Raw genomic sequence first — 18,706 nt, 5'->3', positions numbered from 1 at the left:
AGGTTTCTGTATAAAAATACGTATTTCTTGTTTTGTTAACAGTCCGAACCCCCCTTTCCTTTTAGAAAGGGGGGTTCGTGAGAGTTGATCGGAAAATTGTTTATTCTTCCTCTGGTTCCGGGCTGTCTTCTGATTCAGTACTTTCCTCAGGTTCAGCATTTGCTTGGGTGTCGGAACTGCTATCCGTCTCTGAAGCGTTTTCCGGTTCTGAACTGGAATCCGGTTCCGGACTGGAATCCGGTTCCGGACTGGATTCCGGCTCCGGATCTGTATCGGCTTCTTCTTCAGTTTCTTCCTCTTCTTCCCGATTTACCGGAGAAGAGCCGCTGCCTTGAGAACCGGTTTTCCTCTTCAGACTCTGTGCTGGTGCCGCTGCTTTCCTCAGATGGAGTCTCTGAGCCGGAGGAGTCATCCGTTTCTGAACCTGATCCATTGGTATCGGCGGGTTCTTCCACAGGGACTTCTTCCTGCGGTTCTTCTGGAGTTTCTTCCGGTTCAGGGGCTGGTTCTTCCGGTTCCTCCGGAGTCTCTGGTTCTTCAGCAGGTTCAGGAGAAGAATCCTCTTCAGCCGGTGGGGCAGTATTATTATCTGAAGGTGTCTGTTCTTCACTGCCGCCGTTTTCGGAAGAGTTTTCCTCTTCATTTGAACCATCGCTGCTTCCAGAATCTTCTTCATTTGGAGAATTGTTTTCGTCGTTATTTTCTTCTGCTGGACTTTCTTCAGTTGATTCCTGTTCAGTGCTGTTTGTTTCATCTTCTGTAGTAGAAGGACTTTCTTCAGAAGAGTCTTCCGATTCTCCAGAACCTTCGTCCGGCGTATTGGAAGGCGAAGATTCAGTGCTTTCGTCTTCTGAGCTTTCATCATTACTTGATTCATCATCGTTTTCTGTCTCCGTTGTGCCGGATGAAATGTCTGTGCTTGCAGAATTAGAAGATTCTCTTCCACGGGTATCTACGGCTCTTACAGTGAAAGTACCGGATCCAACGCTCGCGGATGTGTTGTCTTTTCCTACAACAGTATCTTCAACACTGCTGCCTTCATATATCCTGTAGCCGACAATATCATCATCCGGATGTTCCGACCAGGTAAGCTCGTCTCCGCTGCCTGATACCCCTGAAACAGTAGAAGGGTCTCTTTCATTATCAGGTGCTTCCCGGTCCACCGTAATATCTCCTATATCTTCAGGGAAATACTCTGCCGGGTTATCAATATCTTCGAAGTAATCTTCATCCATAATAATTCCTGATAGAGTAAAGTCATCCGGTGTTTCATCGTAGGCAGTGTAGGTGCTTCCGTCAATTTCTACGAGGTCGCCTTCCTGCAGGCTGTCGTCTTCTTCCGTTGGTACAAACTCTTCATTCATTAAATCTGTTACAGCGAGTCCGGCTTCTTCACACATCGGAGAAACAAGCAGGCCGGATAAACCGCATATTTCCTGTTCAACGATTCCATCAGGTTCTTCAAAGGTGCTGTCTGTATTTACAGCATCAGGGTTTGCTTCGTTTGCAGCATTCATCAAGTCCGCCCATATATTCTGGGTTCGTTCGCTGTAGGAATAGCCGTTGTAGGGGCTTTCCAGCTGATTCTGCTGTTCACGGTTATCATAGCCAAGCCAGATGCCCATCGTGACTTCCGGGTTCATTCCTACAAACCAGGCATCTACCTGATCGGTTGTCGTACCGGTTTTTCCGGCCCAGTCTCCGTCAACATCGAGGTAAGAAGAAAGCTGTGAGGCTGTACCAGGTGATTCAAGAACATCACGGAGCATATCAACCATTAAATAGCTCGTTTGTGGTGAAAATATTTCTGTTTCTTCCGTTTCATGTTCGTACGTTACTTCTCCGTCATTTTTCTTTTCAATACGTTCTACCATATAACTCTCATGGTACTGGCCTTCATTAGCAAACGTTGAAAAAGCGTTCGTATTCTGCGATACGGTAACACCGTTCTCCAGTCCGCCCAAAGCAGTTGATTCAACGGGTTCCTCTTCAGAAAGTCTCGTGAAGCCAAGACTTTCCAGATGATCTTTAGCTTCCTCCTGTTCCAGTTCCCAGAAGCTTCTGACCGCAGGGATATTCTGCGAGCGCTGAAGTGCTTCGCGGACCGGGATAAAGCCCTCGAAATCACTGCCTGCATTGTTGATCTCCGTTCCGGTAGTATAGTCTGTCGGTACATCTGCTACAGTAGAACCTGGATGCAGTTCGCCACTATCCAGCAGAGGACCGTAGGAAAGAAGCGGTTTCATCGTGGAGCCGTTCTGTCTGAACGTTTGTGTAGCATGATTTAAATTTTGGGTTTCATAATCCCTGCCGCCGACAAAACTGATGATGGCTCCTGTTTGATTATTAATCATCATTGCGCCGACTTCTTCCTGTTCGGTGATGTCGCCATTTGTGCGGTCCGGTCCGAACCATGTAGAGCTTTCAATGGATTCCTGCATGCCGTCATATATACTTTTATCTACCGTAATATGAATATCATATCCGCCGATGGCGAGATCCTCTCTGGCATCCGCTGTATATTGTTCAAGCGTCTGCTCGCGTTCCTCTTCATCCATTGCATCGAGATCTACATCGTCTTCTTCAAGCATCTGCTCGCGCAGAACTGTCGATGCTTCTCTTTGGACTTCACTTGTGATATAAGGATATTCATCTGTAACGGTATCACTTGGCTCTGCTAAATTTTCTTCAATATCATAAGCCATTGCTTCTTCGTACTCTTCTTCAGAAATGTAGCCTTTTTCATTCATATCATTTAATACGCGGTTTTTACGATTAATGCCTGCTTCGAATTCGTCTTTGACTGTCCCATTGTTTTCAAACGGAGTATACCCGTACGGGTTTTGAGGCATGCCTGCAATAAAGGCAGCCTGGGCAATATTGAGTTCTGAAGCATCTACTCCAAATACTCCTTCGGCAGCAGACTGGGCGCCGGCGATATTTAAGCCGTTTGCATTTCGGCCGAAAGGCACCAGATTGAGGTAGGCTTCCAGAATTTCTTCTTTGCTCAGGTATCCTTCAAGACGAAGGGCAAGAAGAATTTCTTTTGCTTTTCTTTCGAAGCTTACTTCGTTGGTTAAAATTTGATTTTTAATAACCTGCTGGGTTAACGTACTGCCCCCGGTCTGGGTGCCTGCGTTGCTTATTTCCTGATATGTAGCCCGGAGCAATGCAGTCGGCACAATGCCGTCGTGATCATAAAAATCTTCATCTTCCGTAGCAATGATTGCATCTACGAGATTATCGGAGATATCTTCAAGTGGTACCTGCTTTCTTTCAATATCGGCAGGAACGTTGCCAAGCGATTCACCACCGGCAAAATACATATCACTGGCCTGCTCATAATCATAAATTTCCGCACGCATTTCCTCTTCATTCAGTGCTTCCTGATCATCGACCAGCGATACAAAAAAGCCGGCACCGACCGATCCGATAAAAAGGATAGACGAAATAGCAGCAATAACAGCAACAAGAACAATATTTATAATAATATTGGAACGGGAATAGGATTCCTCTCCCAGCTGTTTTCCTCTAAACCAATCTACTCGTTTATTTGCTTTGTATAAAAAATTTTTCATGCAGCGACCCCCTAAATTTCTAGCTCATTATAGCATAAAAAAGACCTATATTTAAACTAGAGACCATCGGCATCAATGCTTGACATCTTAGAAAAAACGGTGTTAAATGGTGATTATCGTAAATAATACAAAAGCGCAGACGAAATGAAGTAGCTTTTTAATCCCTGTAACAGAGAGCCGGCGGCTGGTGAAAGCCGGTACATATTAAAAAGTGAATTACGTTATCCGAGCTTCTTTAGTAAATGAAGACGGCGGCCGCCGTTAACGGCTTGAGTGAAAAGCTTTGCTTTTAAAAAAGGGTGGTACCGCGGTAAACATCGTCCCTTTTATTAAAAGCGGGCTTTTTTTATTTGTCTGATAGCCGCAGTGTACGAGTGTTTAAATCAAAAAGGAGAGACATAATGACTATTTTACAGGATTTGGAACAAAGAGGACTAGTAAATCAGGTTACTGACAGGGAAGGGCTGGAGGCACTTTTAAGCGAAGAATCCATTACGCTGTACTGTGGATTCGATCCAACAGGCGACAGCCTTCATATCGGTCACCTGCTTACTATTATTACGATGCGCCGGTTTCAGCTGGCCGGACACAAACCGCTTGCTTTAGTAGGAGGCGCAACAGGATTTATTGGCGATCCGAGCGGGAAAAGCGTTGAACGGTCGCTGAATGAAGAAGACGTAGTAAAAATGTACAGCGAGAGAATCCGCAGCCAGCTGCAGAAGCATCTTGATTTTACGGGAGACTATGGAGCAGAGATTGTAAACAATTTCGACTGGATTGGGGAAATGAGCGTTATTACGTTTTTACGGGATGTCGGAAAGCATTTTGGCGTCAACTATATGCTTTCTAAAGAATCAGTAGAATCAAGAATTAAGAATGGTATTTCTTTTACAGAGTTCAGTTACCAGATTCTTCAATCCCTGGATTATCTCCATTTGTTTAAAGAAAAAAACTGCCGCCTGCAGATCGGCGGCAGCGACCAGTGGGGAAATATTACGGCAGGGCTTGAGCTTATCCGCAGAAAAAGTGCGGATGAAGAGCAGAAAGCCGAAGCATTTGGCTTCACCATCCCCCTTGTTACAAAAGCAGACGGCACAAAGTTTGGTAAAACAGAAGGAGGAGCAATCTGGCTCGATCCGTCTAAAACAACGCCATATGAGTTTTACCAGTTCTTAATAAATACAGATGATAGAGACGTTATTAAGTTTCTGCACTACTTTACGTTCCTTCCGGCGGAAGAAATAAAAGAATATGAGCAAAAAATGCAGGAAGCACCGGAAAAAAGAGAAGCTCAGCAGAAGCTGGCTGAAGAACTTACAGCATTTGTCCACAGTAAAGAAGCAGTAGAGCAGGCGCAGAATATCTCCGCAGCCTTATTTGGGGGGGCGATGTGAAGAAGCTTTCCGCTGAAGAAATCGCCCAGGGATTTAAAGATGTTCCTACCCATGAGGCAGGGGCGGAGGAAGAACCTGGTTTAATTGATACGCTTGTTGAAGCCAAACTGTCGCCTTCCAAACGACAGGCTAGAGAAGATATTACAAACGGAGCTGTATATATAAATGGTGACCGGTGCACTGACCTGCAAAAGCAATTATCCGCAGAAGATAAAATAGGCGGTATGTACACTATTGTTAGAAGAGGAAAAAAAGAAATACGCGCTGGTATCATTTAAATAGAAAAAAGCAGACAAACCGGCTGCTTCAGGCTGTTGAAAAAGACAAAAAATAGTTATTTTTATACAAAACCTTTACAGGAGATGCTTTCCGCAGGCCATGCCTCAGCTAAAGAGGAAAAACGCCTCTTTAACTTCTTCTATGGCTGTTCTGCAGGAGTTATCCTTGTTTATTTTCTTTTCACAAAAAACTTTAAAAATATTCGAGATCATTTATGGATATACAAAATGGAACACTTTCTCGACAATCTGAAGCAGCCAAACCGGCTGCTTTTTTATTTGGCTCTGAAAAACCAGGAATATAACGTGTTCTTTATCTGTCCTATGACTGTTCCTTAAAGGAGCGGACTGCTGGTTATTAAATAGAATACGGACGATATAAAATAAAAAAAAGCAGCCCGCCGGCTGCTTTTCTTTATTAACGGGAATACCACTCAACAATAAGGGCTTCCGTAATTTCTGCAGGAAGTTCAGAACGCTCTGGGTAACGATCAAGCGAACCTTCCATTTTTTCTTCGTCAAAGCTGACGAAATCAGGCTTGTAGCTGTTTACATCCAAAGCTTCTTTAATAGAAGTAAGGTTGCGTGACTTTTCGCGAAGACCGATTACCTGGCCTGGCTTTAAGCGGTAAGAAGGAATATCTACACGCTTACCGTCAACAGTTACGTGACCGTGGGAAACGAGCTGGCGTGAACCACGGCGCGTACGTGCAAGACCGAGGCGGTACACGATGTTGTCAAGGCGTGCTTCAAGAAGAACCATGAAGTTTTCGCCGTGAACACCCTGCATTTTGCCTGCGATTTCGAAAGTGCGGTGGAACTGACGCTCATTTAAGCCGTACATGAAACGAAGCTTCTGCTTTTCCTGAAGCTGAAGGCCGTATTCAGTAAGCTTTTTGCGTTGTGTTGGTCCGTGCTCACCTGGTGCATAAGGTCTTTTTTCTAATTCTTTTCCTGTGCCGTTAAGAGAAATTCCATAACGACGTGACTTTTTCCAAGATGGTCCTGTATAACGTGACATACAAGTAATCTCCTTTATAATAAAATAGTTGAAAAAGAGCAACGTTGGCAATCTCCCGCTATGCCCATTTTATTTTCATGTATCTTCACCTCGACAGCTGGAGGGTACGCAATACACCTTACACTCCTAAAGAGCATAGGAAAAAATGTAGAAATATCGAACATGGCAGGCTTACCCTGGCTGTCTTTTTGCACAAAGACCATTATATCCTTTTAAAGCTGTCAAGTCAATAGAAGGAAAGCATGTTAAATATGCTTTAAAAGAACAGCAGCGAATTCTTCCAAAATCTTCTGGTCTTTTCTGAAAAACGATTTTGTTCCGGGCTGTCCACGTCGAGTACTCCGAGAAGGATACCGTTTTTTACAAGAGGTACGACGATTTCAGAAGCGGAGGCGCTGTCGCAGGCAATATGCCCCGGAAAAGCATGGACATCTTCAACGCGCTGCGTTTCAAACGTCTGAGCGGCCGTGCCGCATACTCCTTTTCCTATGGCAATACGAACGCAGGCCGGAAGACCCTGGAAAGGGCCTAGAATAAGTTCATTCTCTTTTTGGGAATACAAATAAAACCCGGCCCAGTTGACTGAAGAGAAGTGCTGGTACAGTAAGGCAGAAGCATTGGCCAGGTTAGCTGTTTGATCGGTTTCTCCTTCCAGAAGGGCATCAAGTTGTTTGTTTATAAGGTGCAGCGGGGCGGTATGCATATTCATATCTCCTTTATTTATAAATGAATGTTTTTATTAATATAAAGATCCGTAACGCCTTGAAACAGCTCAGCGGGCTGATGGGCATCTGACCCGTATACAAGGGGAATCTGATGCTTAATTGCTTCTTTTACGATCCATTCAGGCGGGTAGGGCTCCCTGCAGAGGGGCTTAGCCGTGCCTGCGCCATTATAGTCAAGCTCCATATGCTGCTCTTTAACGGCATACAGAATCTGATGGACTAAATCGGCAGGGTACTGTTTCAGCGGGAATTTACGCTGGAATTTGTGAGCGAGCGTCATATGGCCCAGTCGTACGGGTTTGAACGGCCCAAGGTCAGATTTTACAGACAGCAGCACCGTTTCAAAGTATAAACGGGCCGCCGCATCTGCTGAGCCTGTCTGGGTTACTAATGAAAAAAAAATTCAGGACTGTAATCCATGCAGGTATATTCTCCATCAGCTAACAGAAAATGAGTAGAAAGAATGCTGTCATCCAAATGCGGCCCATACGTAGTAAGAAACTGTTCCGTCTCTTTTTCATACCTTTCAATATAATCGACTTCCAGGCCGGTTAAGATCGTGATATCGTTTTTATAGGATTTTTTAATGTTTTCCAGCTTCATTAGATAAGCTTCCAGATCTGACAAAGACATTGCGCTGTCTTTATCAGGTACGGTGTCAGTAAACCCCTCAGGCAGAGGAGCATGTTCGGCGAAAGTTAAAGTAGTTATTCCTCCTGCAGCAGCTTTTTCAATATATTCTTCCATAGGGTGGGACGTACCGTGGGGACAGAATGGCGTATGGACGTGGCCATCGCGCTTTGGGTTCATAAGACTTCATCCTTCCCGGATTTATAATACCGGATAATATTTCTGAAATATTTATGTAACGAACTCTCACACGAGAGCCTTTACATGTTATCATAAAGTCATTGATTAAAAAATAAACAAACCATGAATACATGTTTTCCGATAAAAGCTTATGTTCTTTGACAGAGAAGAAACAACAGCTGCCATATTGATTCATGTATACATATAAAAGCACGAGCAGTGCCGCAGTAAAAATATAATTCAAACATATGTTGTTGAAACTGGAGTGAAAAATGGAATGGAGTTTATCCTTTTAGCTATTTTGGTGATTGTTGTAGCTGTTGTTATTTATGGAACCCTCTCAAGAAGAAAAATATACAAAGACGTAGACAGGCTGGAAAATTGGAAAATCGAACTGGGAAGCCGGCCGGTCGCAGAAGAGATTGCTAAAGTAAAAGGGTTGAAAATTTCCGGGGAAACGGAAGAGAAATTTGAACTTTGGCGTAAAGACTGGGATGACATCGTCGGCACACACATCCCTGATATTGAAAAAGCTCTTTATGATATCGAAGAGCAGGCCAATAAATATCGGTTTGGAAAAGCGAGAGAGCTGGTTACGGCGGTAGAGAACCAGCTTCAGGATATAGAAGCGCAGATAGACGTTATTTTTAAAGAAGTCGATGAGCTTGTGCACAGCGAGAAAGAAAATGAAGCAGGAATTTCTGAAACACAGGCAAAATTTGACGCGATGTCAAGGCATCTTCTGCAGCACTCTCTGTCACTTGGAAAAACAGCACCGGTTTTTGAGGAACGAAAAACGGAAATGAAGCAGGCGCTGGTTTCGTTCGAAGAAGACCGGGAGGCAGGCAATTACACATCAGCCCGACAGACGCTGAAACAGGTCGACCACGATCTGGAAGTGCAGAACGCCCAGATGAAGGAAATTCCTGTTTTATTAAAGGACCTCGATATGGAACTGCCTTCTGAACTCAGGGAGCTGCAGCGCGGTGTAGAGAACATGGAAGGTCAGGGCTATCCGCTCGGACATCTCTCGTTATACGAGCAGATTGAAGAATATAAACAGGAACTGCCCGCTTTAAAAGAAAGCTGTGAAGAGTTTGAGCTGGAAAAGGTAAAAGACAGAATTGAAGAAATAAGAAGTTTCATGGAAGCAACCTATGAAATGCTTGAAAAAGAGGTTGATGCCCGTGGAGCCGTACAGGCAGAAATACCGCAGCTTGAAGAACAGCTTAGAAAATTAAAAGAGAAGCTGGCAGACCTTCAGCGCGAAGAAGCGAAAGTCGAAGTCAGCTACTTAATTCCAATGGAAGACAAAGAGCAGCATGACAGGCTGGCAGTGAAAATGGACGATACGATTAGAAACTGGCGCTTATTCCAGGATGCCAATCTTAACCGGACCCAGACGTTTTCGGAACAGCGCAGCCAGCTCGAAAAACACCGTAAGGAATGGAGCGGCCTTACGAAAGAAATTCAGCAGCTCAAAGACAGACTTTACACGCTTCGTAAAGACGAAAAGAAAGCACTGGACACTTTTGCTTCCGTAAAGCGCCAGCTGCTGGAGGATGAAATGCTTCTGCAGCGGTCGTTTATGCCGAGAATTCCATCCCCGCTTTTAAATGATCTGGATGATGCGGATGAGAACGTAAAAGCAGCAGAGAACAGACATTGGATGAAGTGCCGGTGGAAATTGCCCGGGCCAATGCAGATGTCGATGAAGCAGATAAAAGTGTACGCCGCTTTCATCAGCGCCTGATCGCCACACTCGAGCAGGTCAGAATGGCGGAGCTTGCCATTCAATATGGGAATCGTTACAGAAGCAGCGATGCTGAGCTCCATGAGCAGTTCAAAGAAGCAGAAAAGCATTTCCATAAAGGCCGTTACGATGACGCTGTTAATACAGCTGTAGGGGCAATGGAAAAGAAGAATTCAAATATACGTGAAGTGCTGCTGGAATTTGGAAAGCAGTAGAAGAAAAAGCCGTCTCTGGCAGACGGCTTTTTTTGTTTCGCGAAAACGTACATCATGCAGGAAATGTGGTAGGATATTACGTTGAGAAGAGTATAATGAACGAAGAAAAATAGAAAGGCAGGACGCCATGATTTATTTAGACAACAGCGCAACAACAAAGCCTTGGCCGGAAGTGATGGAAACATTTATAAAAGCTTCCAGGGACTATTTCGGCAACCCCTCGTCCATGCATCAACTGGGCCGGGATGCAGGCATTCTGCTGAGTAAAGCAAGAGACTCCGCTGCCTCTATGCTAGGCGTGGAAGCCGAAGAAGTTATATTCACATCAGGCGGCAGCGAATCGAATGCTCTGGCCGTTCAGGGTACGATGAAGGCTCTTGCTTCCAGGGGGAAGCATGCCGTTACTACAGTAATGGAACATCCGTCCGTATTGAAGCAGTTTCAGGATCAGGAAAAACAGGGAGCTGAAGTGACGTATTTACAGCCCGGATCTGATGGTCGTATCACTGCTTCACAGGTTATACAGGCTCTGCGTAAAGATACTGTACTTGTATCTATTATAAGAGTACAAAATGAAATGGGAACCGTGCAGCCGATAGAAGAGATAGGACGGGAGCTGTCGGCATTTCCTAAAATATACTTTCACACAGATGATGTACAGGGAGCCGGAAAGCTGCCTATTGACCTGGCGTACGTCGATCTGTACTCCCTTTCTTCCCATAAATTTCACGGAGTAAGAGGAGCGGGAATTCTTGTGAAGAAAAAAGGAAAAAATCCGGCGCCGCTGATAATGGGAGGGGCCCAGGAAAACGGAATGAGAGCGGGTACGGAAAATGTTCCGGCGGCTGCGGCTATGGTGAAAGCCCTTCGTTTAAGCCGGGAAGCTTATCAGACATCGAGTGGAAGGCTGCGGGAGCTGCATAAAAAGATGACGGATCATTATCAGGAGATGGCAGGAGTGGAAATTAATACACCTGCATCCTGCAGCGTACCGTATATTTTAAATATTTCTGTTAAGCACTCCAAGCCGGAAGCTATAGTAGAGGAATTATCCGGCCGGGGGATTTATATATCGTCAAAGTCTGCGTGCTCTTCTAAAGAAAAAAATACCGATTCAGTACTTGGCGCATGCGGCTTTACGAAAGACAGGGCAGAAACAGCCCTTCGAATCAGTTTAAGCGTAGAAACAACAGAACAGGATATAGATGAGCTGCTTAGAGCGTGCAGCAGCATCTTTCCTGCTGTTCAATTAGTTGTAGGAGGAAAATAGATGATATTTGATCATATAATCGTGAGGTACGGGGAACTTGCTCTAAAGGGACAGAACAGAAAGTTGTTCGAAAAACAGCTTCTGCACAATATCCGCCAGGTGATAACTGCTTTTCCGGATGTGAAAGCAAAAAGAACCTATGGCAGGATTATCATTGAACTGCATGGAGAAAATGGCACAGAAGTAGCGGAAAAGATCCGTTTTGTTTTTGGTATTTCTTCTTTAAGTCTGGCAGCAAAAGCGGATAACAGCATTGAGTCCATACGGAGTACAGCTTTGGCTGTATTTAAAGCTTACGATGGAGCAAAAAACACATTCAAAGTGAGTGCAAGAAGAGCGTACAAAAATTTCCCGGTATCTTCGCAGAAGGTAAATCCAGCCGTCGGAGGATGGGTACTAGAACATACTGAAGAAACGTCGGTCGATGTCCATCAGCCGCAGGTAGAACTAACTATTGATATAAGAGAGCAGGGCACGTATATCAGCTGCGGCCGGATTCCGGTGCTAAAGGTCTTCCGGTTGGATCCGGAGGCCGCGGCCTGTTAATGCTCTCCGGCGGTATTGACAGCCCGGTAGCGGGTTATCTTTCTCTAAAACGAGGCGTTACGATTGAAGCAATTCATTTTCACAGTCCCCCGTACACAACCAGCCATGCCCTTCAGAAAGTAAAAGATGCAGCCGAGGTGCTGTCCGCATATGGGGCGGATATCAGGCTGCACATTGTTCCTTTTACCAGCATTCAAACAGGCATCAGGGATCATATTCATTCGAGCTATCAAATGACTGTGACGAGAAGAATGATGCTTCGCATCGCTGAGAAAGTAGCCGGAAGAGAAAATATCCAGGCTATTATCAATGGGGAGAGTATCGGACAGGTAGCATCCCAGACGATTGAGAGCATGTATACTATTAATGAAGTAACAACTATGCCGGTTATCCGGCCGCTGCTGCTATGGATAAAGAAGATGTAATGGAAACTGGCAGAAACCATTGGCACCTATCCCATATCGATTCGTCCATATGAAGACTGCTGCACGATTTTTCTTCCGACAGACTCTGTTACAAAGCCTCTGAGGGGGAAAGCCTCCCGCTTTGAAAACGATTTTCACTATGAACCTCTCGTGGAAGAGGCGGTGCAGCAAACAGAAACGATAACGATATCTGCTTCGGCAGCACCGGCAGGCGGCATTGATTCACTTCTTTAATTAAATACAGGGAGGAAATAGCAATGGGAACACTCTGGCACGGCGGGACAATCTATACGATGAAACAAGAAGGCGACAAGACGGAAGCAGTTTATACAGAAGCGGAAGAAATAATTATGACCGGCTCCGCAGAGGAATTGAAAAAAAACATATGCTGGTCAAATAGATCGGGAGGAAAACCTGGAAGGTGCTGTTCTTTATCCGGGATTTACAGACAGTCATCTCCATATGATCGGCCTCGGGGAAACAATGCTCACCCTTGATTTATCCGGCTGTGAAACAGCGGAGGAAATGCAGCGGCTGATCGTGGATAAAGCAGCTCTCCTGAAAGAAGGCGAATGGCTTATAGGAGAGGGCTGGAATGAAAATAAGTTTCCAGATCGTAAAATTTTTCATAAGCAGGAGCTTGATCAACTGGCTCCACACAATCCGATGATTCTGACGCGGATCTGCCGTCATGCAGCGCTTGCTAATACTGAAGCGCTGAAGAAGGCCTCCATACATGAAAAGACACCCGATCCCCCGGGCGGAATGATCGTTAAGGATGCCAAAGGAACGCCAACCGGTTATCTGCTTGATCAGGCTGCCGATATGGTAAAAGAGGTAATGCCGCCTGTTACGAAGGAGTATTTGGAAAAGGCGCTTACGCTTGCAGTTGATCATATGCTTTCCATGGGTTTAACAGGCGGACACACGGAGGATTTAAATTATTACAACAGCTTTCAAGAAACGTATGAAACGTTTTACAAAGTGCTGGGAGAAAAAAGAGCGCTTCGTGCAAACCTGCTCGTGCATCACGAAGTAGCAGAGGAACTGTTTGCAGAGGAGCCTCCTGTGCATCCGTTTGTAACGTTTGGCGCCGTGAAAATATTTTCCGATGGCGCACTGGGAGGGCGGACTGCCTGGCTGAAAAAGCCCTACAATGATGCTCCGGATACTTCTGGTATGGCTATTCACAGCGAAAATGATTTTTTTGCTATTGTCAGGCGGGCAAGAGAAGCCGGAAAAGAAGTAGCGGTACATGCTATAGGTGACAGGGCACTGGAACTGGTAGTTACTGCAATGGAAAAGTATCCGGTGCCAGCCGGGAAAAGGGATCGGATTATTCACGTTCAGGTAGCAGATAAGCCGCTGATTAACCGTTTGAAACAGCTGTCTGTTATTTTGGATCTGCAGCCAAGCTTTGTGCTCTCCGATTTCCCCTGGGTCGAAGAAAGACTTGGATCCGCAAGAATGCCTTATTCGTTTGCGTGGAAAACCCTGCTGGATGAAGGTCTTATCTGCGCAGGAGGATCAGATGCCCGATAGAATCCGCAGATCCGTTGGAAGGGATCTTTGCTGCTGTGACGAGACGGAGACCGGACGAATCACATGACGGCTATTTGCCGGAGCAGAAAACTTTCTGTATTTGAGGCTGTTCGTCTCTATACGAGAGGAAGTGCGGAAGCTGTCGGTCTTGAAGAAGAGCTGGGCTGTATTGCTCCAGGCTATAAATCTGATTTTACCGTACTGGATCAGGACTTATTTTCCATCCCGGTGGACGCTGTATTAAGCACAAACGTAATCGGCACTGTTGTAGGCGGAAGCTGGCAGTATAGAAGATAATGGAAAGACGCTGGAAATAACGAAATGCCTGTGAGAGAATAGCAAAGAGGAGGGATAGCATGAATTTTAAAAGATGGATTGCGTTGGTAATAGCAGCCATTGTTATTGTTGTTTCCATTGGATTCAGGCGGTTTCCTCTCTTGCAAGCGCTAATTGGAGCGAATTTGCAGGAGGAGGAAGCCAGACCGGAGGAATGGAAGGAATTGAAGAAGAAGAGCTACAGGCAGGGATGGCTCCGGGAATACAATTGCCGTGCTCGACCTGCAGGGAGTGATCCAGGATACAGGGGAAGGATCGCTGTTTGATGCAGGCGGCTACAAACCATCAGGAGTTTTTGTACATGCTGGAACAGGCAGGAAGCTCCAATGACGTGGACGGAATTATTCTAAAAGTGAATACTCCAGGCGGCGGTGTAGTGGAGAGTGCAGAATACACGACGCAATTGTCAGCGTTCAGGAGGAACACGAGAAGCCGGTGTATATTACGATGGGAAACCAGGCAGCATCGGGCGGTTATTACATAGCAGCTCCTGCTGACAAAATTGTGGCCCACCCTGCTACAATAACAGGCTCAATAGGCGTTATTATGCAGAGCATTAACTATTCCGAGCTGGCCGATAATATTGGAATTAAGAAAATTCCATTACCAGCGGTGAGTTTAAAGACATTATGTCTCCAGGAACAGAAATGACAGAAGAAGATGAAGAAATTCTTCAATCCATAGTAGATGACATGTACGATGATTTCGTTCAGGTTATCGTTGACGGCCGGGATATAAACGAAGAAGAAGTACGCGAAATCGGAGACGGGCGTATTTATACCGGAGAACAGCGGGATCTTAATCTTATTGATGAACTTGGCACGATGGATGATACGATAGCGTTTATGGAAGAAGAACAAGATCTGGAAGGAGCCCGCGTTGTACAGTATGGAGCTGGATTTTCCGTTAATTCATTTGTGGAGCCGGAGCGAGAAGCCTGTTTGTTCAAGATGCGGAACTGCTTGGTATAAAAGAACTTCTGACCACATCTAATTCTCCACGGCTATGTATTATACACGGACTAGAGAGGAGGGGTGACAGTGGCTGATGATAAGAAACACGAGGATGAAACTCGGGAACCGGACCAGTTTAAAAGAGAACGGATCACATCCGGCAGAAAACACAGAAAGGCATAACGATACAGCCGGCGTTGAAGCAGAACATTCGTCAAAAGACACAGCTTCTTCCAATCCGCAGAAGGAATTAAACCACTGCAGCGCTACGCTGGTTTTTGGATGAGATTCTGGGCCTATTCTGCAGATCTGCTGATCGTTTTTGCGGTAAATGGTATTCTGCTCAGCCCGCTTGCGTTTTTTAACGCGGGATCTGTTTCACTTTTGGAATTCTTTACGATTCAGGGCCTGTTAAGCGGGCTCGTTATGTACTTGTATTTTTTGATTATGACAAAAAATAACCGGGCAGACGCTTGGAAAAATGATTTTCGGACTCAAAGTAGTGCGAAAAGACATGCTGCCTCTCCGCTGGAGTGACTTATTTTTCAGGAAGTAGTCGGCCGTCTGATTCACCGGCTGCTCGTGTTACCAATGTTTTGTATCTGGTTGTGGCTTTTACAGATGAAAAGCAGGGAATTCATGATATTTTCTCTGATACGAGAGTAATTCACGCTGAAAAGTAAGAGCGTTCGTTTATTCATTTGGGATAACAGGGTATAGTACTAATTAGACTAACTTACAGGAGGAATTTCCATGGCCAACGTTACATTTAAAGGAACCCGGTTACGCTTCGAGGTGCAGAGGTGAATGAAGGCGATCTTGCCCGGATTTCAGCGTTCTTGCAAATGATTTATCCGAAGTGAAAATGTCCGATTTCGAAGGGAAAGTGCGTTTAATCAGCGTCGTACCTTCTATTGATACAGGCACATGCGACAAGCAGACCAGACGGTTTAATGAAGAAGCGGCTGAGCTTGATAATGTGCAGATATTAACGATCAGCAACGATCTTCCATTTGCGCAGAAGCGCTGGTGTGCGGCAGCGGAATAGATAATATACAAGTAGTATCTGATCATCGTGATTTATCTTTTGGTGAAAGCTACGGCGTTGTAATCGATGAGATGCGCCTGCTGGCACGCTCCGTATTCGTTATAGACAGCGAAGGAGTAGTTGCTTATAAGCAGATTGTACCGGAAGTATCCGAACATCCTGATTATGAAGCAGCACTGAAGCATGCTAAAAGCCTGATTTAATAAGAATTGATCATAAAGAAGCCTCTACAATGTTGTAGAGGCTTTTATGATGCGGGGATTACATCATTTTTAAAACAGCCGGCGGCTTCCATGGTGGAGGATCGACTAAAGGTCTGATATACTATCACACGTTGTGAAGCAAGGGTACAGGCATGAATTATGGGAGGAAAGAAAATGGCAGAACAAACGAATACAGAAGCGTTATATGAATGGATCGATCAAATGACCGGGGCGGTGCAGCAAGCCTGGGCTTAACTTACTTGGAAGCGCTGGCGGAAGCCGGAGAAAATCTTCTTCAGCAGGAGGTTGTTCAGTCGCTTCCCGACGAACAGAAAAAGGAGCTCCAGAAAAAGCTTGAAGCTGGCCTTCCGCCTGAAATGAAACGTGAAGAGATAAGAAAAGCCTTCCAGCTGGCCGTTATAAAGGGAATGAAAGAAAATGTGCAGCCGCATCATGCGATGACGCCGGACGCGGTAGCTATGTTTATGGGTTATCTGGCAGAAAACTGACAGCTAAAAAAGAAATTAAAGCTGTAATGGATCCTGCTGTAGGAACAGCCAACCTGCTTACGGCAGTGTTAAATCAGCTGAATAAAGAGGTTGTGGCATACGGGGCAGAGGTAGACGAAACTCTGCTGAATATTGCCTACGTTCTTTCCAATCTGCAGGAACATACCGTAGAATTGTTTCATCAAGACAGCATTGAAAAGCTACCGGAGATTCCGGCAGATCTAGTTGTTACCGACCTTCCTGTAGGATATTATCCTAAACAGGAAGCAGCAGCGCAGTATGAATTAAATGTAACAGGCGGCCAGCCTTACGTGCATCATCTTATGATAGAAAGCACGTTAAAGGAATTAAAAGAAAATGGAGTCATGCTCCTGCTTGTGCCAAACTTTATTTTTGAGAGCGATCAGTCAGAGGATCTGCAGCGTGTCATTAAAAAGTATGCATTTACTCTGGGGCTGCTGCAGCTGCCGGGTTCTATGTTTAAAGATCAGCAGTTTGCCAAAAGTATTTGGATTATACAAAAAAGAGGTCCGAATGTCAGACAGCCCGGACAGGCACTGCTTGCAGAAATGCCGTCATTTTCAAACCGCGAAGCAATGATAGAAATGATGAAAAGTATTGACAACTGGTTTAAAGAAGAAGGATTTTCTTAATGCACTGCGGTAGGAACCGCTTACAAATATAAGCTTGAATGCCCTGATGCAATAGGGTTTTCTTGCTTTTTATCTGTTGAAATGTTTTAAATAGAAAAGGTTTGAAAGAAAGTAGAAAAAGGGGCGCTTTACATGCCGAAAATTATGGCTATCAATGCTGGGAGTTCATCGTTGAAATTCCAGCTCCTTCATATGCCGGAAGAAAAAATTATTGCAAAAGGTTTAGTAGAACGAATTGGAATGGATGGTACAGTGATGGCGATTGAATTTGATGGGGAAGAACACACTGTTCATCCTGCTATCAATGATCATGCTGACGCTGTAAGAGAAATGCTTGCGTTTTTGACTGAAAAAGAAATTATTCAGTCACTCGATGATATTAATGGAATCGGTCACCGGGTCGTCCATGGAGGCGAGAAGTTCTCCGCTTCCGCTTTAATGACGATGACATGATAGCGGAAATTGAAAAGCTCAGTGAACTGGCTCCTCTTCATAATCCGGCGAATATTATGGGAATTAAGGCATTTAAACAGGTGCTTCCAAATGTTCCTTCTGTGGCAGTATTTGACACGGCTTTTCATCAAACGATGAAAAAGGATAAGTATTTATACAGTATTCCTTATGAGTATTATGAAAAATACGGTATCCGTAAATACGGTTTTCATGGCACATCCCATCAGTATGTAGGAGAAAGAGCTGCAGCGATGCTTGGCAAAGACCAAAAAGATGTCAAAATTATTTCCTGCCATATTGGAAATGGTGCGAGTATTGCTGCGATAGACGGAGGAAAGTCCGTGGATACATCGATGGGCTTTACCCCGCTGGCAGGCGTAACCATGGGGACCCGGTCTGGAAACCTGGATCCTGCTCTTATTCCTTATATCATGGAAAAAGCAGGCAAAAGTGCAGAAGAAGTTATTCACGTATTGAACAAAGAGAGCGGCATGCTTGGATTGAGCGGGTTCTCAAGCGATCTTCGTGATATCGATGAAGCAGCCAAGGTGGAAACGAACGCGCCGAGACAGCAATGAACGTATTTGCTTCACGTATCCATAAATATATCGGTGCGTATGCTGCAAGCATGAACGGAGTAGATGCTGTTGTCTTTACGGCGGGTGTCGGCGAAAACAGCATCACCGTAAGAGAAAAAGTAAGCAGAGGGCTTGGCTTCATGGGTGTTCATTTTGATGAAGAACGAAACCAGACACGGGGAAAAGAAGCAGAAATCAGCGCAGAAAATTCTCCTGTTAAAATCTTCGTTATTCCAACCAATGAAGAAGTAATGATCGCACGGGACGCTCTGGCGTTCAGCGGGCAGCAGTAGAATATAAATATAAACCGGCACTTTTACTGGCAGTCACTTCTGTCAATAAAGGTGTCGGTTTTTTTTCAGGAAAGCAGGAAATACATCCAGCGGAGAGAAAGGTATATAGACACCAAATAAGGA

16 protein-coding genes, 6 pseudogenes and 1 other annotated feature are annotated in these 18,706 nt (G+C 45.0%); of the genes and pseudogenes, 17 read left to right on the top strand and 5 right to left on the bottom strand.

What is annotated here, in order from left to right:
* The first annotated feature begins 77 nt into the window (after window positions 1-77).
* Entirely contained in the window at window positions 78-335 is a 258-nt protein-coding gene (locus tag MMY81_RS15275) for a hypothetical protein (protein WP_252313559.1), read from the top strand.
* On the opposite strand, the gene MMY81_RS15270 is transcribed toward MMY81_RS15275, so the two are convergent.
* A complete protein-coding gene (locus tag MMY81_RS15270) occupies window positions 285-3,578 on the bottom strand; it encodes a transglycosylase domain-containing protein (RefSeq protein WP_252313558.1) in 3,294 nt (1,097 codons plus the stop codon). The two genes, MMY81_RS15275 and MMY81_RS15270, sit on opposite strands and share 51 nt — an antisense overlap.
* Before the next feature lie 127 nt (window positions 3,579-3,705).
* Window positions 3,706-3,906, top strand: a binding site (T-box leader).
* Between the two features lie 70 nt (window positions 3,907-3,976).
* On the opposite strand from MMY81_RS15270, the pseudogene tyrS reads away from it, so the two are divergent.
* Window positions 3,977-5,254, top strand: a pseudogene (gene tyrS, locus MMY81_RS15265) (tyrosine--tRNA ligase).
* Between the two features lie 414 nt (window positions 5,255-5,668).
* On the opposite strand, the gene rpsD reads toward tyrS, so the two are convergent.
* From rpsD to hisJ, 4 genes and pseudogenes are all read right to left on the bottom strand, one after another.
* On the bottom strand, window positions 5,669-6,271 hold the full coding sequence (gene rpsD, locus MMY81_RS15260; protein WP_120192627.1) for a 30S ribosomal protein S4: 603 nt from the start codon (window positions 6,269-6,271) through the stop codon (window positions 5,669-5,671).
* Window positions 6,272-6,516: 245 nt separating this feature from the next.
* Window positions 6,517-6,980, bottom strand: a pseudogene (locus MMY81_RS15255) (GAF domain-containing protein).
* Between the two features lie 11 nt (window positions 6,981-6,991).
* Entirely contained in the window at window positions 6,992-7,333 is a 342-nt protein-coding gene (locus MMY81_RS34090) for a PHP domain-containing protein (RefSeq protein WP_308215341.1), read from the bottom strand.
* A gap of 50 nt (window positions 7,334-7,383) precedes the next feature.
* Window positions 7,384-7,806, bottom strand: a complete 423-nt coding sequence (gene hisJ / locus MMY81_RS34085; RefSeq protein ID WP_308215340.1) for a histidinol-phosphatase HisJ — start codon at window positions 7,804-7,806, stop codon at window positions 7,384-7,386.
* Window positions 7,807-8,083: 277 nt separating this feature from the next.
* Here hisJ and MMY81_RS15245 point away from each other — a divergent pair, with 277 nt between their 5' ends.
* The 15 genes and pseudogenes from MMY81_RS15245 (at window position 8,084) to MMY81_RS15175 (ending at window position 18,583) form a co-directional block, all read left to right on the top strand.
* Complete coding sequence (locus MMY81_RS15245) at window positions 8,084-9,559, top strand: septation ring formation regulator EzrA (RefSeq protein ID WP_252313557.1); 1,476 nt, start codon at window positions 8,084-8,086, stop codon at window positions 9,557-9,559.
* The gene (locus MMY81_RS15240; protein ID WP_252313646.1) at window positions 9,481-9,774 is read left to right on the top strand and encodes a septation ring formation regulator EzrA; all 294 of its coding nucleotides are present in this window, start codon (window positions 9,481-9,483) and stop codon (window positions 9,772-9,774) included. Before MMY81_RS15245 ends, MMY81_RS15240 begins: the two co-directional genes overlap by 79 nt.
* A gap of 127 nt (window positions 9,775-9,901) precedes the next feature.
* Window positions 9,902-11,044, top strand: coding sequence for a cysteine desulfurase family protein (locus MMY81_RS15235; protein ID WP_252313556.1), 1,143 nt, complete (start codon window positions 9,902-9,904; stop codon window positions 11,042-11,044).
* A pseudogene (thiI, locus tag MMY81_RS15230) lies at window positions 11,045-12,249 on the top strand (tRNA uracil 4-sulfurtransferase ThiI). It begins immediately after the preceding gene.
* A gap of 228 nt (window positions 12,250-12,477) precedes the next feature.
* Window positions 12,478-13,854: pseudogene (locus MMY81_RS15225) on the top strand (amidohydrolase).
* Window positions 13,855-13,913: 59 nt separating this feature from the next.
* Window positions 13,914-14,159, top strand: a complete 246-nt coding sequence (locus MMY81_RS15220; RefSeq protein WP_252313555.1) for a hypothetical protein — start codon at window positions 13,914-13,916, stop codon at window positions 14,157-14,159.
* Window positions 14,160-14,194: 35 nt separating this feature from the next.
* Window positions 14,195-14,377: a hypothetical protein gene (locus MMY81_RS15215; protein ID WP_252313554.1), complete on the top strand. Its 183-nt coding sequence runs from the start codon at window positions 14,195-14,197 to the stop codon at window positions 14,375-14,377.
* Entirely contained in the window at window positions 14,329-14,544 is a 216-nt protein-coding gene (locus tag MMY81_RS15210) for a S49 family peptidase (protein WP_252313553.1), read from the top strand. Before MMY81_RS15215 ends, MMY81_RS15210 begins: the two co-directional genes overlap by 49 nt.
* Window positions 14,541-14,864, top strand: a complete 324-nt coding sequence (locus MMY81_RS15205; protein WP_252313552.1) for a S49 family peptidase — start codon at window positions 14,541-14,543, stop codon at window positions 14,862-14,864. The genes MMY81_RS15210 and MMY81_RS15205 overlap by 4 nt, the downstream gene beginning before the upstream one ends.
* Window positions 14,865-14,940: 76 nt before the next feature.
* Entirely contained in the window at window positions 14,941-15,132 is a 192-nt protein-coding gene (locus MMY81_RS15200) for a hypothetical protein (protein WP_252313551.1), read from the top strand.
* Window positions 15,133-15,327: 195 nt separating this feature from the next.
* Window positions 15,328-15,402 (top strand): hypothetical protein, encoded by a 75-nt coding sequence (locus MMY81_RS34080; protein WP_308215345.1) that lies wholly within the window; start codon window positions 15,328-15,330, stop codon window positions 15,400-15,402.
* 197 nt (window positions 15,403-15,599) lie between these two features.
* A pseudogene (gene tpx / locus MMY81_RS15190) lies at window positions 15,600-16,097 on the top strand (thiol peroxidase).
* 209 nt (window positions 16,098-16,306) lie between these two features.
* Window positions 16,307-16,606, top strand: a complete 300-nt coding sequence (locus MMY81_RS15185) for a class I SAM-dependent methyltransferase (RefSeq protein ID WP_252313550.1) — start codon at window positions 16,307-16,309, stop codon at window positions 16,604-16,606.
* Between the two features lie 26 nt (window positions 16,607-16,632).
* A complete protein-coding gene (locus tag MMY81_RS15180; RefSeq protein WP_252313549.1) occupies window positions 16,633-17,259 on the top strand; it encodes a class I SAM-dependent methyltransferase in 627 nt (208 codons plus the stop codon).
* A 132-nt stretch (window positions 17,260-17,391) separates the two neighbouring features.
* Window positions 17,392-18,583 (top strand): annotated as a pseudogene (locus tag MMY81_RS15175) (acetate kinase).
* Window positions 18,584-18,706: the final 123 nt, after the last annotated feature.

The organism is Sinobaca sp. H24, assembly GCF_023845525.1.
The sequence above is the reverse complement of the archived record's forward strand: the minus strand, read 5'-3'. Positions and strand labels throughout refer to the sequence as shown.